16 protein-coding genes and 1 riboswitch are annotated in these 15334 nt (G+C 69.4%); of the genes, 7 read left to right on the top strand and 9 right to left on the bottom strand.

From position 1 onward, the window contains the following. Window positions 1-26 precede the first annotated feature (26 nt). Entirely contained in the window at window positions 27-1010 is a 984-nt protein-coding gene (locus AZG88_RS40215) for an alpha/beta hydrolase (protein ID WP_257014693.1), read from the bottom strand. Window positions 1011-1142: 132 nt separating this feature from the next. Beyond that, on the bottom strand, window positions 1143-3461 hold the full coding sequence (locus AZG88_RS40210; RefSeq protein WP_025431898.1) for a helicase-associated domain-containing protein: 2319 nt from the start codon (window positions 3459-3461) through the stop codon (window positions 1143-1145). A 60-nt stretch (window positions 3462-3521) separates the two neighbouring features. On the opposite strand from AZG88_RS40210, the gene AZG88_RS40205 reads away from it, so the two are divergent. Continuing rightward, entirely contained in the window at window positions 3522-3710 is a 189-nt protein-coding gene (locus AZG88_RS40205) for a hypothetical protein (protein ID WP_025431899.1), read from the top strand. 48 nt (window positions 3711-3758) lie between these two features. On the opposite strand, the gene AZG88_RS40200 is transcribed toward AZG88_RS40205, so the two are convergent. The 3 genes from AZG88_RS40200 to AZG88_RS40190 all read right to left on the bottom strand — a co-directional run bounded on the left by AZG88_RS40200 (window position 3759) and on the right by AZG88_RS40190 (window position 5444). After that, the gene (locus AZG88_RS40200) at window positions 3759-4340 is read right to left on the bottom strand and encodes a transglycosylase family protein (RefSeq protein ID WP_005244159.1); all 582 of its coding nucleotides are present in this window, start codon (window positions 4338-4340) and stop codon (window positions 3759-3761) included. An 8-nt stretch (window positions 4341-4348) separates the two neighbouring features. Continuing rightward, a riboswitch (cyclic di-AMP (ydaO/yuaA leader) is annotated at window positions 4349-4562 on the bottom strand. A 234-nt stretch (window positions 4563-4796) separates the two neighbouring features. Beyond that, window positions 4797-5174 (bottom strand): YccF domain-containing protein, encoded by a 378-nt coding sequence (locus AZG88_RS40195; protein ID WP_005244158.1) that lies wholly within the window; start codon window positions 5172-5174, stop codon window positions 4797-4799. Between the two features lie 30 nt (window positions 5175-5204). Beyond that, window positions 5205-5444 carry a hypothetical protein gene (locus AZG88_RS40190; protein ID WP_005255274.1) on the bottom strand — a complete coding sequence of 80 codons (240 nt, stop codon included), beginning with the start codon at window positions 5442-5444 and terminating at the stop codon, window positions 5205-5207. Between the two features lie 153 nt (window positions 5445-5597). Between AZG88_RS40190 and AZG88_RS40185 the strand changes: the two genes are divergently transcribed. Continuing rightward, entirely contained in the window at window positions 5598-6008 is a 411-nt protein-coding gene (locus AZG88_RS40185; protein ID WP_025431900.1) for a cold-shock protein, read from the top strand. 60 nt (window positions 6009-6068) lie between these two features. Here AZG88_RS40185 and AZG88_RS40180 read toward each other — a convergent pair whose 3' ends face one another. The 3 genes from AZG88_RS40180 to AZG88_RS40170 all read right to left on the bottom strand — a co-directional run bounded on the left by AZG88_RS40180 (window position 6069) and on the right by AZG88_RS40170 (window position 9097). Beyond that, complete coding sequence (locus AZG88_RS40180; RefSeq protein WP_061700896.1) at window positions 6069-6554, bottom strand: DUF2771 domain-containing protein; 486 nt, start codon at window positions 6552-6554, stop codon at window positions 6069-6071. 6 nt (window positions 6555-6560) lie between these two features. Then, window positions 6561-8231: an MFS transporter gene (locus tag AZG88_RS40175; RefSeq protein ID WP_005244150.1), complete on the bottom strand. Its 1671-nt coding sequence runs from the start codon at window positions 8229-8231 to the stop codon at window positions 6561-6563. Between the two features lie 71 nt (window positions 8232-8302). Next, on the bottom strand, window positions 8303-9097 hold the full coding sequence (locus AZG88_RS40170) for a glutaminyl-peptide cyclotransferase (protein WP_005244147.1): 795 nt from the start codon (window positions 9095-9097) through the stop codon (window positions 8303-8305). Between the two features lie 38 nt (window positions 9098-9135). On the opposite strand from AZG88_RS40170, the gene AZG88_RS40165 reads away from it, so the two are divergent. From AZG88_RS40165 to AZG88_RS40150, 3 genes are all read left to right on the top strand, one after another. Continuing rightward, window positions 9136-10005: a DUF3027 domain-containing protein gene (locus AZG88_RS40165; RefSeq protein WP_005244145.1), complete on the top strand. Its 870-nt coding sequence runs from the start codon at window positions 9136-9138 to the stop codon at window positions 10003-10005. Between the two features lie 176 nt (window positions 10006-10181). After that, the gene (locus AZG88_RS40155; protein WP_061700894.1) at window positions 10182-12746 is read left to right on the top strand and encodes a hypothetical protein; all 2565 of its coding nucleotides are present in this window, start codon (window positions 10182-10184) and stop codon (window positions 12744-12746) included. Next, window positions 12736-13290 carry a phosphatase PAP2 family protein gene (locus tag AZG88_RS40150; protein ID WP_061700892.1) on the top strand — a complete coding sequence of 185 codons (555 nt, stop codon included), beginning with the start codon at window positions 12736-12738 and terminating at the stop codon, window positions 13288-13290. The genes AZG88_RS40155 and AZG88_RS40150 overlap by 11 nt, the downstream gene beginning before the upstream one ends. A gap of 19 nt (window positions 13291-13309) precedes the next feature. On the opposite strand, the gene AZG88_RS40145 is transcribed toward AZG88_RS40150, so the two are convergent. Next, the gene (locus AZG88_RS40145; RefSeq protein WP_005244138.1) at window positions 13310-13558 is read right to left on the bottom strand and encodes a DUF2530 domain-containing protein; all 249 of its coding nucleotides are present in this window, start codon (window positions 13556-13558) and stop codon (window positions 13310-13312) included. Between the two features lie 76 nt (window positions 13559-13634). On the opposite strand from AZG88_RS40145, the gene AZG88_RS40140 reads away from it, so the two are divergent. After that, on the top strand, window positions 13635-15089 hold the full coding sequence (locus AZG88_RS40140; RefSeq protein ID WP_005244137.1) for an NCS2 family permease: 1455 nt from the start codon (window positions 13635-13637) through the stop codon (window positions 15087-15089). 33 nt (window positions 15090-15122) lie between these two features. Beyond that, window positions 15123-15334, top strand: a 212-nt coding sequence (locus AZG88_RS40135) for a MarR family transcriptional regulator (RefSeq protein WP_156517743.1), incomplete at its 3' end; no start/stop codon positions are given.

Below are 15334 nucleotides of genomic sequence, written 5' to 3'. Positions count from 1 at the left end.
AGTACTCACGGGGCCGGAGGCCATGGTCAGGCGCCGATCGACGCCTTCATCATCGGCAGCATGGCCCACAACTGGTCCTGCCAGTAGCCCCAGCTGTGGGTTCCCGTCGCCGGAAAGTCGTAATGCGCGGGGATGCCGAGGGTGTCGAGCCGCACCTGGAAGGCACGGTTCTGGGCCAGCGCGATGGCCTCGAGGCCCATGCCGGTGCCGACGTTGAAGACGTCGATGGCGGATTGCGGCTGATCGTGCGGGCCGGGGAGGCCGGCGCCCGCCGAGATCCACATCGGCAGCCCGCGCATGAGGGGCGCCGCGACGAACGGGTCGTTGCGGAGCCACGCCGGATCCCACGGCGGGCCCCACATGCAGTCGGCGTTGTAGCCACCGGAGTCGAGCATCGCGATCCGGATCGCCTCACGCATGCCCGGGGCCGACAGGTTCAGGTACCCGGACATCGACCCGGCGAACGTGAACTGGTCGCGGTGGTAGGCGGCGAGGATGAGGGCCGCGTTGCCGCCCATCGACAGTCCGGCGATGGCGTTGCTGGTGCGGCTGATGCCGTAATTGTTCGCCAGGAAGTCGGGCAGGTTCTGGGTGAGGAACGACTCCCACTTGTACGTGTACGGCTGACCGTTGGTGTTGCTGGGGGCGTACCAGTCCGTGTAGAAGCTGGACTGCCCGCCGACCGGTTCGACGACGGTGATCCCGTGGTCGGACAGCCACGCGGCGTTGGTTTCGTGTTCCCACCCGCTGACGTCGTTGGTTGCGCGGAGGCCGTCGAGCAAATAGAGGGCCTTGTTGCTGCCGTTGTTCGCGAGCCACATGCGCACCTTGATCTGACCGACCCCGCCAGGTGCGTCGACCCAGTGCTCGCGCAGACGGCTGTACGGGTCGGCGGAGGCCGTTCCGCCGCCGACGAGGACGAACGCCAGCGGCAGGATCACCACGGCAACCATCAGCCGGACGACGCCTCGTAACCAACCATGTGACGGCTTCGTTGCTGTGACAATCACGGTTCTGCCTCCTGGTAGTCGTCCCCGGCCAGGTACATACCAGCATCACGGTATTGCGCGCCCCGGAATTCCTCGGCGTTTGCGCAGAATCGTTATCTGACCCGTGAGTACTTGTTAACAAGTACTCACGGGTCAGTCGACGCGGGCGACAGACGTGATGCGGTGGAGGGTGAACCGCCGGACCGCGCCGCTCGCCGGGTCGAACGCGTCGAGCTGACCGCCGCCGACGCTCACGGGATCGACGATGCGGTGCGTCGCCACGCCCTGCGCATCGACGTAACCGATCGTCACGCTGGTGCGTTCCCGCGCCGCGGCGTTGAGCAGGGCGATGGTCGCGGCGCTGCTGGCCCGCGACCCGTCGGACCGGATGCTGCCGGAACCCCGGGCCGACGCGGCCAGGTCACCCGCGCGGAGGGTCCGGACCACCGCGTCGAGCTGGGCGTCCGTGGCGACGGCCGGGGTGCGGCCGGCGGGAGCCTTGCGCCGGGTCAGGACCCGGGCGCCGCGGGGGCGCAGGTCGACCAGGGCGCCGGACGAGTCCTCGCCTGCGGGCGCGAAACCGGCCGCCCGCAGTTCGCCCAGTACTTCCCGCAGCGGTGCCTGCGACACCGCCACCGTCGGTGCCAGCGCGCGCAGGGCCAGAGATGCGGCCACCGGCGACGCCAGGACCTCCGCGAGCAGCGTGGGGTCCTCGCAGCGGACGAACGACGCCGCGACGCCCGCCCGGAGCCGGCCGTGCCGCCTCGCGACGTCGTCGATCAGATACGACAGCGACTGCGGGACGGGTGTGCGTGACCGTGTCGCGAACAGGCTGTGCAGTTCGGCTGCCGTCATCCCGACGTCGAGGGCGCGGCGGACGCTGTCTTCGCTGATCCGGTACATCGACGCCGCCCCGGCGGACTCGATGTCCGCGACCAGGGTGATCTGCTCCAGCAGGTCGGGGGTCAGCGGGCCGGGGGCGACGACGGTCAGGTCGGCCTGGACGAGGACGTGGTCGACGGGTTCGGGCAGTGACGCGTGCATCTCGGCCTCGGCGTCGCCGCCGTGGAGCAGGGCGCGTCCGGGTGAGCTGAGCGCTCCGCGGGCGACGAGTCCGAGCGTCGCGGCCTCGTCGAGGGTGCGTTCCACCGCGTGGACCCGCAGCCGGGCACCCCAGCGGGGGCGACGCCACGCCAGCAGCCGGCTGACGTCCGCGGGATCCGCCGAGTGGCCGCTGCCGAGCTCCGCCAGCAGTCCGAGGATCGCCTGCCGGTCGCGCGGAGCGGACGGCGCGCGCACTTCCTCGGACAGCGCGGCGACCGGTTTGTCGTTGGCGTCGCGCATGCCGATGAACCACGCCATCCGCGGCAGTTCCAGCCACGCGGCGGCCAGGGCGTGCCACCGCCGGGCGACCGGCGCGGTGAGCCAGTTGTCGACCGTGGTGGTCGGGGCCCAGTAGTTCTCCCCGCTGTCGGACGTCGGGGCCGGGTCCGGGGTGCCGCTCGCGATCAGTCCCGCGGCCGAGAGCAGCTCGACGAGCAGACTCAGCCGGTTCTCGTCGATGCCGGACGTCTTGGCGATCCGCCGCAGTTCGCGGACACCGAGACCACCCGCCCGCAGCGCGGGCGCCGGGATCTCGCCGAGAGCCTTGACGACGTCCTCGCAGTGGCGAACCAGTTCGAGCGCCTCACCTGCCGCGGCGGCATTGATGTCGGCCGGCTTGTGTTTGCGGCCGGTCACGGTGGGCGCGGCCAGCGACGTGGGGTCGAAGACGGCCTCCCCGCGCAGGACCTGCCGCACCTGGTAGGGCAGTTCGACGGTTTCGTCGTCGATCCACCGCAGTAGCCCGGCGGCGAGGAGTCGCTGCACGGGACGGTCGGGGGGTGTTCCGGGGGCCGCGTCCCGCGTCCGTCCGATCGAACTCGACTTCGACAGGGTCTCGAGGATGTCCCGCTCGACGCTCTGCAGTCCGTCCAGCGCGGCCGTGATCCCGGGTTCGTCGAGCGTCTCGACAGGCTCGGCGCTGCGCCCGACCCGCCACGGGATGGTGGCCACGACAGCGGGAACGATGCGCAGCGACGCCTTGTCCCCCCAGACGATCCCCACGGACCGCAGGCCGTCCAGCGTGGCGTCGACGGTCTTCTTCGTCGCCCGCGAGCCCACCGCGTCCTGCAGGGTGGCTCGCGGTACGGCGATCTCGTCGGCCCGTTCGAGCGCCAAGAGTTCGAGGATGCCGAAGTCCAGGGACGTGAGGTTGTCGGCCGCGCGGGCCACCGATGCCCGCTGTTCGGCGCGGCCGGCGAGGACGACGATCGTGGCCGGCGGTGGAACCGCCAGGTCGGGGCGTTTGCGAAGCAGATCCGTCAGTTCGGCGTCGCTGCGCGCGGCCAGCCAGTCCGCGAGGGTCGCGGCGCCGCGGGACGAGGCTGCGGTGCCGTGGGTGCTCGCGGTGGTGTCGTCGGTGTCGGTCATCGACTATCAGATTAGAGACCTGGGCTGTACGTCGCCGAATGCTCCTGTCAAAATGGCACCGTGGCTAACAATTCGAAGAAGCAGTACGTGGATCCAGGGTGGCCCGAAACCGCCGATGGAGATAGCGCCGTGACCGAACTGTCGTCGAGCCGTGCGGGCGGATTGTCCCCGTTCGGCGAGGACACCGAGTTCCCGCTGCCGGCGGACTCACTGCCGTACGCGCATCCGCACACCGTGATCAACCGCTGACCCGACGACAGAAGAGGGGCCCTGCACCTTCTGTGAATTGCGGGGGGATTACTGCGGGAGCAGTCCCTTGTTGGCGTCGATGAGCTGCAGGATCTGGGGATCGATCGCGATGCCCTGAGCCTTGACGGCCTCGATCGCGTTGTCGACGGCACCGGCGTACTGCGAGGTGCCGTTGGTGCTGGGGACGCCGCCCGTGAGGTCGGGGAGTGCCGGCGCCGCGGGGGCCTCGGGCACGGTTGCGGGGGCGGTGCGCTGGGTGGGTGCGCTGCTCAGGCCGAGGCTCGAGGAGCAGGACGGCCATGCGCCCCAGCCCTGGGAGTCGAGGACCTTCTCGGCGACGACGATCTGCTCTTCACGCGAGGCCTGGTTGGCGGTGGCCGCGTACTGGGTTCCACCGTGTGCGTTCCAGGTGCTCGGGGAGAACTGGAGTCCGCCCTGGAAGCCGTTTCCGGTGTTGATTCCCCAGTTTCCGCCGGACTCGCACTGCGCGAGGCGGTCCCAGTCGGAGTCGGGTGCCGCGTTCGCGGTGCCCGAGAAGGCTGCTCCGGCGACGCCCATGATGGCGCCGGTGACGGCGACCTTGGCGACGGTGCGGCCGGTGGTGGTGGGCTTGCGATGGCGTCCGCTCATAGTGGTCGAGATCCTCTCCACACGCGCCTGCGAGGTCAGCTGTCGGGTTCGGGCTGAGAGGTCGCCCGGCCTCGCCTCTCCTGGCTGGAGAGGGTCTGGCTTCACCCCAAGATCCGAGTGTGCGAGGCACATTCGGGCCGGTGTCCGTCTGAGAACTTGCGTTCCCTGGAGGACTTTGGGTCCCCCGTCCTCGTCCCTGGAATGCTTCGTCGGGACTCCGGTACCCGCGGGACGAGGTTTGGCGCGGCGGGCCGGATGTGGCCGATGTTTCCTCGGCCGGTGACGACGGTAACGGGCCGAGGCCGCAGTGTCACCATTTGATAACGCGGAGTGTCTTCGCCTGTTGCGGGGCCTCATTGGGCGCGCAGGGACTCTTCCCAGCTAGTGGGGACAAGACGTGCGTATCGCCGAGCCGTTGCCCTTCCGTTACCGGGCCGTTATGTGAGGAAGCTCACATCACTGGGGAGCGTCGACGATGTCCTTGCCGAGAGGCATGAGCGAGATGGGGATCATCTTGAGATTCGCGACCGCGAGCGGGATCCCGATGATCGTGATCGCCATGGCGATTGCCGTGACGACGTGCCCGATCGCGAGCCACAGACCAGCGATGACGAACCAGATGACGTTGCCGATCAGCGAGGCCACACCGGCCGTCGGCTTGTCGACCACCGTCTTGCCGAACGGCCACAGTGCGTAGACGCCGACCCGGAACGACGCGATGCCGAACGGGATCGTGATGATCAGGATGCAGCAGAGGATTCCGGCGACGAAGTACCCCAGCGCCAGCCACAGACCGCCGAAGATCAGCCAGATGATGTTGAGCAGAATTCTCATGATCGTCCCATCGGTCGGTGGTCGGGTGTGTCAGCGCGAGCGTCTGCCCTGCCTCAGTGCCGCGACGATTCCGAGAAGGAAGCCGATCGGGCACGCGAGGGCGATGAGATAGAGAACGAGGCCCGGTTCGGAATCGGAGAGCACCGGGGTCAGGAAGATCGCCACGATCGCGACGAAGCCGATCGCGAAGAGGGCGAGTGCGACGCGCAGCAGTCCGTCGCCCCTCCGGGGTGTCTGAGGAGTGCTCGAAGGAGTCGGTTCGTGGGCCACACCAGCAACGATAGTGCCTGGAAACCCGGATGCCGGAGGGGGTCTCTGCAAGGTAGACTGTGGGCACTGCGCGTCCCGCACCAGAGGTGGGGCGCGCTGTTTTGCATACCAAGTGCAACCAACTGCACTCCAAGTGATGAGCGGGTGAACGCGGTGCCGACCGGCAAGGTGAAGTGGTACGACGTCGAAAAGGGCTTCGGCTTTCTGTCGCAGGAGGAGGGGGAGGACGTCTATGTGCGTTCGTCCGCTCTTCCCGAGGGCGTCGACGGCCTCAAGGCCGGCCAGCGCGTCGAGTTCGGCATGGCCGCCGGTCGACGCGGACCCCAGGCTCTGAGCCTCAAGGTGCTCGACCCGGCGCCGTCGCTGCGTCAGAACGCCGCGCGCAAGGAGCCGTCCGCCAAGAAGCACACGCCGGACGAACTCCACGGCATGGTCGAGGACATGATCACGCTGCTCGAGGCGAAGGTCCAGCCCGACCTCCGCAAGGGCAAGTACCCGGACCGCAAGACGGCCCAGCGCATCTCCGAGGTGGTCCGCGCCGTCGCGCGCGAGCTCGACAGCTGATTCGACGGACGACGAAAAGGCCCCTGCGCTTCGACGCAGGGGCCTTCTTCGTGTGTCGTGCTAGGCGGTCTTGATCGACCAGGCGGCCCGCGCCTGCGTGAGCCCCTGCTCGTCGATGACGGCGGACGGCAACTGGATCTCGACGCCTGCCAGCTGCAGGTCCTCCGACGACGGCACGGTCACGGCGCGGGTCTCACCGGCACGGTGAGCCTGTTGCTGGACGACGACCTGCCCCGATGCGTCCTGGTACACGACGAGCATGCGCCACGGTGCATCGACGATCTCCTGCGGCAGCGACAGCTGCAGCGAGGAGCCGGGGGGCACGTCGAGTTCGGCGAGGTCGCCGGTCGTGCAGTCCTCGAGATACAGGTTGCAGTACGCCAGCGGGGGGATCTGCTCGGCCCGGTTGTGCGCGAAGGCGGTGATCTCGGGCAGGCGGGGCGAGGAATTGCGGATGAGCGCGTACATGACTCCGACGAAGGCCACCAGGACCACCATCAGGCCCACCACGATCAGTGCCAGGATCTTCTTGGTTCGCGCCTGCATTCTCACTTACGTCACATTTCCTGTCGATCGGTCGGCCCGGTGGGTCGAGTGGGGCTCGGTCACTTCTTGTTCGGCCAGGTCGGGGCGTTTTCCGCCGAGTCCGGGCAGAAGGGTGCTGCCGCGGTAGGTGAGGACGGTCTGGACGAGCCCGATGGTCATGACGGCGGACACGACCGAGAACCCGATCCAGTACTCGGTGGGCAGCAGTACGCCCAGCGCGCCGCCCACGACCCAGCTCAGCTGCAGAACCGTCTCGGATCTGCCGAATCCGGACGCGATGGACTCCTCGGGCAGGTCGTGCTGCAGCGACGCGTCCAGCGACACCTTGGCGAGGGCGCTGGCCGCCGACGCGACGAGGGTGGCGAGGGCGGCGGTGAGCAGGTTGTCGGTGATCGCGGCGAGGACGGCGATGATCCACACGGCACCCGTGCAGCGCAGCACGATCAGGGCGGGGCGGCCGAGTTTGATCCGGGCGCCCGCGGCGTTGCCGGCGAAGTTGCCGATGCCGGCGGCGGCGCCGACCAGACCGAGCATCGCGGCCTGCACCAGCGGCTCGTGGTCGGTCTTCGACTTCGCGACGAACGCGATGTACAGCGTGAGGAACCCGGTGAGCACGCGGATGGTGCTGTTGCCCCACAACCCGGTGATGACCGCGCGGCCCAGCGGTTGCCTGCGTTTACCGGATTTTGCGGTGGCCGCGGCCTCGGGCTGCAGCACGCGGGTGCGTCCCAGCACCTCGGTCGGGTGCTCGTCGCCGTGGTACGTGAGGGTGGCGGGGACCTCGCCCTCGGTGACCTCCACCCACGACGGGATCCGCATGCTGAGGTACGCGCCGAGGGCGGTGATGACCGCCGCCAGCCACAGCGCGCCGACGGACCCGGTGGCCATGGCGAGACCACCCGCGAGGGCGCCGGCACCGATGGTTCCGCCGAGAAGTCCGAACACGGTGAGCCGGGAGTTGACCCGCACCAGGTCGATCTCCGGTGGCAGCACACGTGGTGTGACCGCACTCTTGAGCACCGAGAAGGACTTGCTGAGCACCATCATTCCGAGCGCGGCCGGATACAGCACCCAGCTGTCGAAGTTGAAGACGAGGACGATCGCCAGGATCGTCCGGAGGCCGAACGACGTGGCCAGTGCGACGCGACGGCCGTGCTGAAGCCGGTCGAGCATCGGACCGATCAGCGGAGCGATGACGGCGAACGGGGCGATGGTGATCAGGAGGTACAGCGCGACCTTCGTCTTGTCCTCGCCTGTCGCGGCCGAGAAGAAAAGTGTGTTCGCCAGTGCGACGGCGATGGCCGCGTCGGTCGCGTTGTTGGCCATCACCGCGTAGGTGAGCGCGGTCAGCCCCGACTTGTCCGCACCGTCCGCCTTGGCCGCGCGATGGAACGTCGCGATGCCCTTGTTGGTGAGTTCCCGGCTGCGCATCGCCGCGACCCGGGTGACGGTGAGTTTGCGCGGCATCGGCGGCGCCTTGGGGGCGTCCGCCCGTTCCTCGTCGGAACGGGGACGCTGCCCGCCGCCGACCGGATGGAGGGGTGGGAGCGGTGTGCGTCGACCTCCCGAGCGTGCGGCCGGCGGGTATTTGTCGTAGCCGGGATGAACGGGGGGCCCGGAATTCTCGTCAGGAGCCCGACCGCCGTCAGGCTCGTAGGGTTCGCGCGGTCCGGTCACTCCCTAATTCTGTCCTAGTCGGGAGACATGCGACCACAGCAACCCCGGCCAATGCTGGTCAGATCGGCCTGTCAGGGAACGAACCGCACCTCGAACATGCGCGGCCAGTACTTTCCGGTGACGAGGAAGCGGTCCGTTCCCGGGATCTGGGCGATGCCGTTGAGGACGTCGACGTCCCGCGGGCCCGGCGGAAGCGCGTCGCGCAGGGCCGAGGCGTCGACCTCCGCGGTGACCCGCCCGTCCGAGGGATCGATGCGGACGAGGGTGTCGGTGGTCCAGACGTTCGCGTAGATCGCGCCGTCGTCCGCGCATTCGAGTTCGTTGAGGCGGGACAGCGGGCTTCCGTCCTGCGCCGCCTGCACGGTGCGCCGGGGTTCGAACGTGACCGGGTCGCGGAACGTGAGGGTGGGTGAGCCGTCACTGGTGACGAGGGCGTCGGGCAACGCGCAGATGCCCCACCCTTCGCCGTCGAACGGGACTCGCCGCTGTTCGGCGAGTGTCGCGCGATCCCGGGCGACGGCCACCCCGTCACGCCACGTCAGCTGCCAGATCGTGTCGCCGCTCACCGTGATGCCCTCGCCGAACAGGGGAGACGGCAATTCCGCGCGCGCCCGGACGGTGCCGCTGTCGAGGTCGGTGGCCTGCACCCAGGACTCGCCGGGGCGGCCGGTGCCCTCGAGCAACTCGGGGCCGTCGATCTCGAGTCCCTGGGTGAACGCATTCGGGTCGTGGTCGAGGGTGCGGACGATCTCCACGTGAAGGTCCGCGTCGGACGCGCCCGCCGCCACGGGACTCTGCGGGGAGCACGCGGTGACCATCCACGCCACCGCGAGCAGGGCTGGGACGAGGTGCCTCCGGCCGGTCATCGGACCAGCATGACAGCCCAGGTGGGCACGCACTTGCGGTGGTGCGGCAAACTGGTGGTGTGAGTGTTGCTTCTTCCGACGAGCGCGCAGTGGCGCGTCCCGTACTGACCGACGCCGTCGAGCTCGCCCGAACCGCCTTGGTCGAACTGCAGGAAGGGGGAGTCGGCGACTACCTGGGCGTCACGTCCGAGGACGCGTGCGCCGCGACTCACCGCTTCGTTGCGGATCTTCCGGGATACCGGGGCTGGCAGTGGGCGGTGGTGGTGGCTGCCGATCCCGAAGCGGACCATGCCACCGTCAGCGAACTCGCCCTCCTCCCCGGACCCGATGCGCTGATCGCACCCGAGTGGATTCCGTGGGACCAGCGCATTCGCCCCGGCGACCTGTCCGCGGGCGATCTGCTGGCACCGCCGGCCGGTGACCCCCGCCTCGTCCCCGGCTATGTGGCGACGGGTGACCCCGAGATCGACGAGGTCGCTCTCGAACTCGGCCTGGGTCGCAAGCAGGTGATGAGCCTCGAGGGTCGCGTCGATGCTGCCGAACGCTGGCACGACGGCGACTACGGCCCCGATTCCGAGATGGCCAAGGCCGCGCCGTCGACGTGCGGGCTGTGCGGCTTCTACCTCCCGCTCGCCGGTTCGCTGCACGCGTCGTTCGGGGTGTGCGGCAACGAGATGGCCGCCGACGGGCACGTAGTCGACGCCACCTACGGTTGCGGCGCCCACTCCGACACCCTGCTGCCTTCGGGTGCCGGTTCGCCTCAATTCGACGCCTACGACGACGGCGCCGTCGAGGTCGTCGAGCGGGCCGTCGCCGACACGGAGACCGAGGCCGAATCCGAGTCGCGGCCCGAGCCCGAAGCTGCTGCCGAGGTCACCGAGGCCGAGGAATCCGCATCGACCAGCTAGCCGATCCTTTCGGCACCGCCGCCCTGAGGGATTCGACGCTTCTGGCGTGGCGAACGTCCCCGACCCGTCTGCGGGAGGATGCGGCGGCCGAATCCGATCTGGCGCGCGCCGGCTACCGCGACCGGCTCCTCACCGAGCTGGCGCAGAACGCGGCCGACGCCGCCGCCCGAGCCGAAGTGCCCGGTGAGCTGTCCGTGCAACTCGACGGACGCGTCCTGAGCGTGTCCAACACGGGCACCCCGCTGGACGAGCCGGGAGTCCAGGCGCTCGTCGCGTTGCGCGCGTCGAACAAGTCCGGGACGACCGTCGGCCGCTACGGCGTCGGTTTCACTGCGGTGCTGTCGGTGAGCGACGAGGTCGAACTGCGGTCGACGTCCGGTTCTGTGCTGTTCTCCGGGGAACGGACGAGGTCGGAACTCCGGGAACTCGACGGTGCGGACCCGGGAGCGGACGTGCCCGCCCTGCGGCTGGCGTGGCCGACGGAGAACCGGCCGGCCGCAGGCGCGGCGTCGGAAGTCGTGTTGACGCTGCGCGAGGACGTGGACGGCGAGTCGCTGCTCGCCTACATGGCCCGCGAGGCACCCGACCTCCTGCTCGAACTCCCGGCACTCGTCTCGATCACCGTGGGCGACAAGCAGTTCCGTCGGCGCGAACGACCACTCGATTCCGGGTTGACCGAGGTCGCGATCGGCGACGACCGCTGGTGGCAGTACGAGTCCGGGCGCGCACGCTGGCTCGTCCCGGTTCGCGACGGCGTCGTCTCACCCGTGACGGAGGACGTCCTTCGCGCCCCCACACGGTCGGACGAGGAACTGTCGATACCCGCGATCCTCGTCGCGGACATCGCCATGCAACCCGACCGCAGGCGCATACTGCCCGGCGCGTCGACCGCCGAGTTGGCGTCCGGATACGCCGAGTTCGTGGCCGCGGTGCCACCCGAGCAGCGACTGTCGCTGGTTCCCGCTCCCGCGTTCGCACGCAGCGAGGTGGACTCGGCGTTGCGGGACCATCTCGTCACCGAACTCCGGGAGCAGCCCTGGCTGCCGACCGTCGGCGGCACGAACAAGGCCCCCGTTCGGGCGTCGGTGGTCCCCGGGCTCACCGAGGAACTCGCCGAACTCCTCACCGAGATCGTCGACGGGCTCGTCGTCCCGGATCTGTCCGGGCCACGCTGGGCGCCCGCGCTGGCCGCCGTCGACGCCCACCGCCTCGGCCTGGCCCGCCTCACCGAACTTCTCAGTGGCATCGAGCGGACACCGTCCTGGTGGCAGCGCCTGTACGCGGCGCTCGAACCGCTGGCCGTCGACGCCCTCGCGGCGGAGGAACTGGCGTCGATCCCGGTTCCGCTGTCCGACGGCCGCACGGTGACCGGTCCGCGAACGGTGTTGCTGGGTCACGACATCGACGGCGTCCTGGGGGTCGACTGGACGCGGCTCGTCCACCCGGATGCCGCGCACCCGCTGCTGTCGCGGCTCGGCGCGAAGACCGCCACGGCCGTCGACCTGCTCTCGGATCCCGCGTTGCGGGCCGAGATCGAGGATCTCGACCCCGACGACGCGGCGGCAGAAGAACTGTCGACCGCGGTGCTCGCGCTCGCCGGGCGCGTCGACCCCGGCACCCTGCCGTCGTGGCTCGGCCAGCTGCCCCTCCCGGACGTCGACGGGGAGTTGCGCGGTGCGGACGAATTGCTGTTGCCCGGTGCGCCTCTCGCCGACGTCCTGGTGGACGACTCACCGTTCACGTGCGTGGACGCCGCGTTCGCCGAGCGGGTGGGGGAGGACGCCCTCCGCGCCGTGGGTGTCGGCTGGGGTTTCACCGTGCTGCGCACCGAACTCCCCACCGGCCCCGATCACGACCTCGACGACGAGGACCGCTGGTGGGACACGCTCGACGACGACCCCGACGAGATCGGGGCGGTGCGCGACCTGGACCTGGTGGACGAGGACCGCTGGCCGCAGGCGCTGACGATGCTCGCCCGGGACCCGTCGACGCGTCCGCTGCTCGCCGACCGCGCCGGGTACACGGCCTGGTGGCTGCGTCACAACGCAGAGTTGGACGGTCAGGTGCTCGGTCTGCTCCGCGACCCCACCGACGAGACGTTCGCCGGACTGCTCGACCCCGTCGAGCACCCGGAATCCGCCGTGTTCGCGGCGGCCCTGGCGCCGTCGACGGTCGACTCCCCCGAACTCGCGCAGCTCCTCCTGGATCGACTGGCCGATCCGGACCGCGAACCGAGCCCGGCGGTGATCGCGCGGGCGCACAGCCTGCTCGCGGCCGCCGCGGCCGCACATCTTCTCGACCTCGAGGAACTTCACCTGCCCGAACACGTGCGCGGCCTGACGGGCGCACTCGTCGACCCCGGCGACGCCCTGGTGCTGGACGCACCGTGGCTGGCCGCCGCGGTGCCGCGCGAGCGACTGGTGGTCGGGAGCCTGGACACCGCCGAGGCTCTCGCCGATCTGCTGGACCTCCCCCTCGCGTCCGCGGCCATCCGCGGCACCGTCACCGGTTCCGGCCGCGAATCCTCGTGGGAACGCGAACCCGCCGCGGTGCTCGCCTTCGCCGCACTCGGCCGCGACCTGCCGCACGGTCCCGTCGTCGTCCATCCCCGGCTCACGGTGAAGCTCACGGGCGCGGTCGACACCGAGATCGCGGTCCCGTGGTGGGTGGACGAGCAGGGGACCACCCATTGCTCCGAGTCGTGGGCCGAAGGCACGTGGGGCGCCGCCGGTGTCGTTTGACCAGAGCGTTCTCGACAGTGCCGTCGGGGACCGCACACCGTGGTTGATCGACGTCGTCACCGTCGTCACGCACAGCGGCGGAACCGTCGCGGCCTGGATCGTGTCCACCGTCCTGACGATCGCCCTCCTGCTCCGGGACCGTCGGCGCGAAGCCGTCCTCGTGGCCGGCGCGATGCTGTCGGGTCTGGCCGTGATGACCACGCTCAAGAATCTGTTCGAGCGGCAGCGCCCGCCACTGCCGGATCGGCTGGTGGAGATCTCGACGTTCTCGTTCCCGTCCGGTCACGCGATGATGACCGCGATCCTCGCGAGCGTTCTCGTCGCCGTGACCCTCCGGGTCGTGCTGGTGGGGTACGTCCGGATCGCGCTGGTCGTCCTGCTGGTGCTGTACACGCTGGCGGTGGGGCTGTCGCGCGTCTACCTCGCCGCGCACTGGACGACCGACGTCCTCGCCGGGTGGGCGTTCGGCGCGCTGTGGGCGGCGTTCTGGATCCTGCTGACCCGCACCCGGCCCCGCCGCGCCCTGACCCCCAGCGAGATCTAGAGCAGTCCCTGCTGCATCACTAGAGCAGTCCCTGCTGTGCCCCGCGGCTGCCGCGCCGGGCCGCCCGCCGCTGCAACGCGAACAATCCGTAGCCGAGGAATCCGACGACGACCCCCGCTATACACGTCGGAAGCGCATCCGACCACCGGTCGCCCGTGACGATCACCACGACGGCCGCGACCGCCCACGCCAGCGTTCCCAGTATCAGCGCAGGTCGCGGGTCGGCGAGGCGCTGAGTGAGGGGTGGGCGATCTGCGGATTCGTTCACCGAATGAACGCTACCCTCGCCGTGGTGCCCTAATCTCCAAGGGCGACGCGCGACTTCTGGCGATGGGGACTGAACAATGGGTGCTGCTCCGAAACTGCTCGACAACTACTTCAAGATCACCGAGCGTGGTTCGACGGTAGGCGCGGAGATCCGCGGCGGAGTGGTGACGTTCGTCGCGATGGCATACATCGTGGTGCTGAACCCGCTCATCCTCGGTAGCTTCTCCGCCGACGACGCCGTCGCGAAGACCGACGTCCTCGGCAACATCCTCCCCGTCAACCAGGTGGCCGCGGTCACGGCCCTGGTGGCGGGACTGATGAGCATCGTGTTCGGGGTCGTCGCGAACTATCCCTTCGCGATCGCGGCGGGCCTCGGCATCAACAGTCTTCTCGCCGTCACCATCGCACCGCAGGTCACCTGGCCCGAGGCGATGGGCCTCGTGGTGATCGACGGTGTCATCATCGTCGTGTTGGCGCTCACCGGATTCCGGACGGCCGTGTTCAATGCCATTCCGGCCGAGCTCAAATCCGCCATCGCCGCCGGTATCGGCATGTTCATTGCGTTCATCGGTCTCGTCGACGCCGGTTTCGTGCGGCGCATCCCGGACGCCGCCGGCACCACCGTCCCCGTCGGCCTGGGCATCAACGGATCGATCTCCTCCTGGCCGACCGTGACGTTCGTGTTCGGTGTGCTGCTGATGGGTGTCCTGGTGGTGCGCAAGGTGCGCGGCGGTCTGCTGATCGGCATCGTCGTCACCACCGTGCTGGCCGCGATCATCGAGGCCGTCGCCGGCGTCGGACCGTCGCTGGGCGTGAACCCCCACGGCTGGAACCTCAGTGTCCCGGCCGCACCCGATGTGCTGGCGGAACTTCCGGATCTCAGCCTCGTCGGCGACGTCAGCATCTTCGGCGCGTTCACCCGCATCGGCGTACTCGCGGCCAGCCTGCTGGTGTTCACGCTGGTGCTCGCCAACTTCTTCGACGCCATGGGCACGATGACCGGGCTCGGCAAGGAGGCGGGCCTCACCGATGAGGACGGCAACCTGCCCAACATCGGACGGGCCCTGGTCGTCGAGGGCACCGGCGCCATCGTCGGTGGCGGCGCGTCGGCGTCGTCCAACACGGTGTTCGTGGAATCCGCTTCGGGTATCGCCGAGGGCGCCCGCACCGGACTCGCGAATGTGGTGACGGGACTACTGTTCCTGGCCGCGATGTTCCTGACCCCGCTGTATTCGGTGGTGCCGATCGAGGCCGCCGCCCCGGCGCTGGTCGTGGTGGGCGCGATGATGATCGGTCAGGTCCGCGACATCGATTTCACCCAGTTCTCGATCGCGCTGCCCGCGTTCCTCACCATCGCCGTCATGCCGTTCACGTACTCGATCGCCAACGGCATCGGCGTCGGATTCGTGTCGTGGGTCGTGCTCAATGCTGCGAGCGGTGGTATCAAGAAGATTCACCCGTTGATGTGGGTGGTGGCGCTTCTCTTCGTGGCCTACTTCGCGGTCGGTCCGATCACCGACGCAGTAACGTAAACGGCGGCCGATCGGTCCCGTATTGTCATTCCCGTGACCACGGATACGCGAGCACTCGCCAGCGACCTCTCCCTGGCTGTCGTGCGCCTCACGCGTCACCTGCGTGGGCGCCGCGTCGACGCCCAGGTATCGCTGACCCAGCTGTCGGCTCTGGCCACCCTTGCCCGCGACGGCGCCATGACGCCGGGCAATCTCGCGGCTCGTGAGAAGGTGCAGCCGCCGTCGATGACCCGGGTCATCGCGTC

The sequence above is a fragment of the Rhodococcus sp. LB1 genome, assembly GCF_001583455.1.
Classification (GTDB): Bacteria; Actinomycetota; Actinomycetes; order Mycobacteriales; family Mycobacteriaceae; genus Rhodococcus_F; species Rhodococcus_F opacus.
The sequence above is the reverse complement of the archived record's forward strand: the minus strand, read 5'-3'. Positions and strand labels throughout refer to the sequence as shown.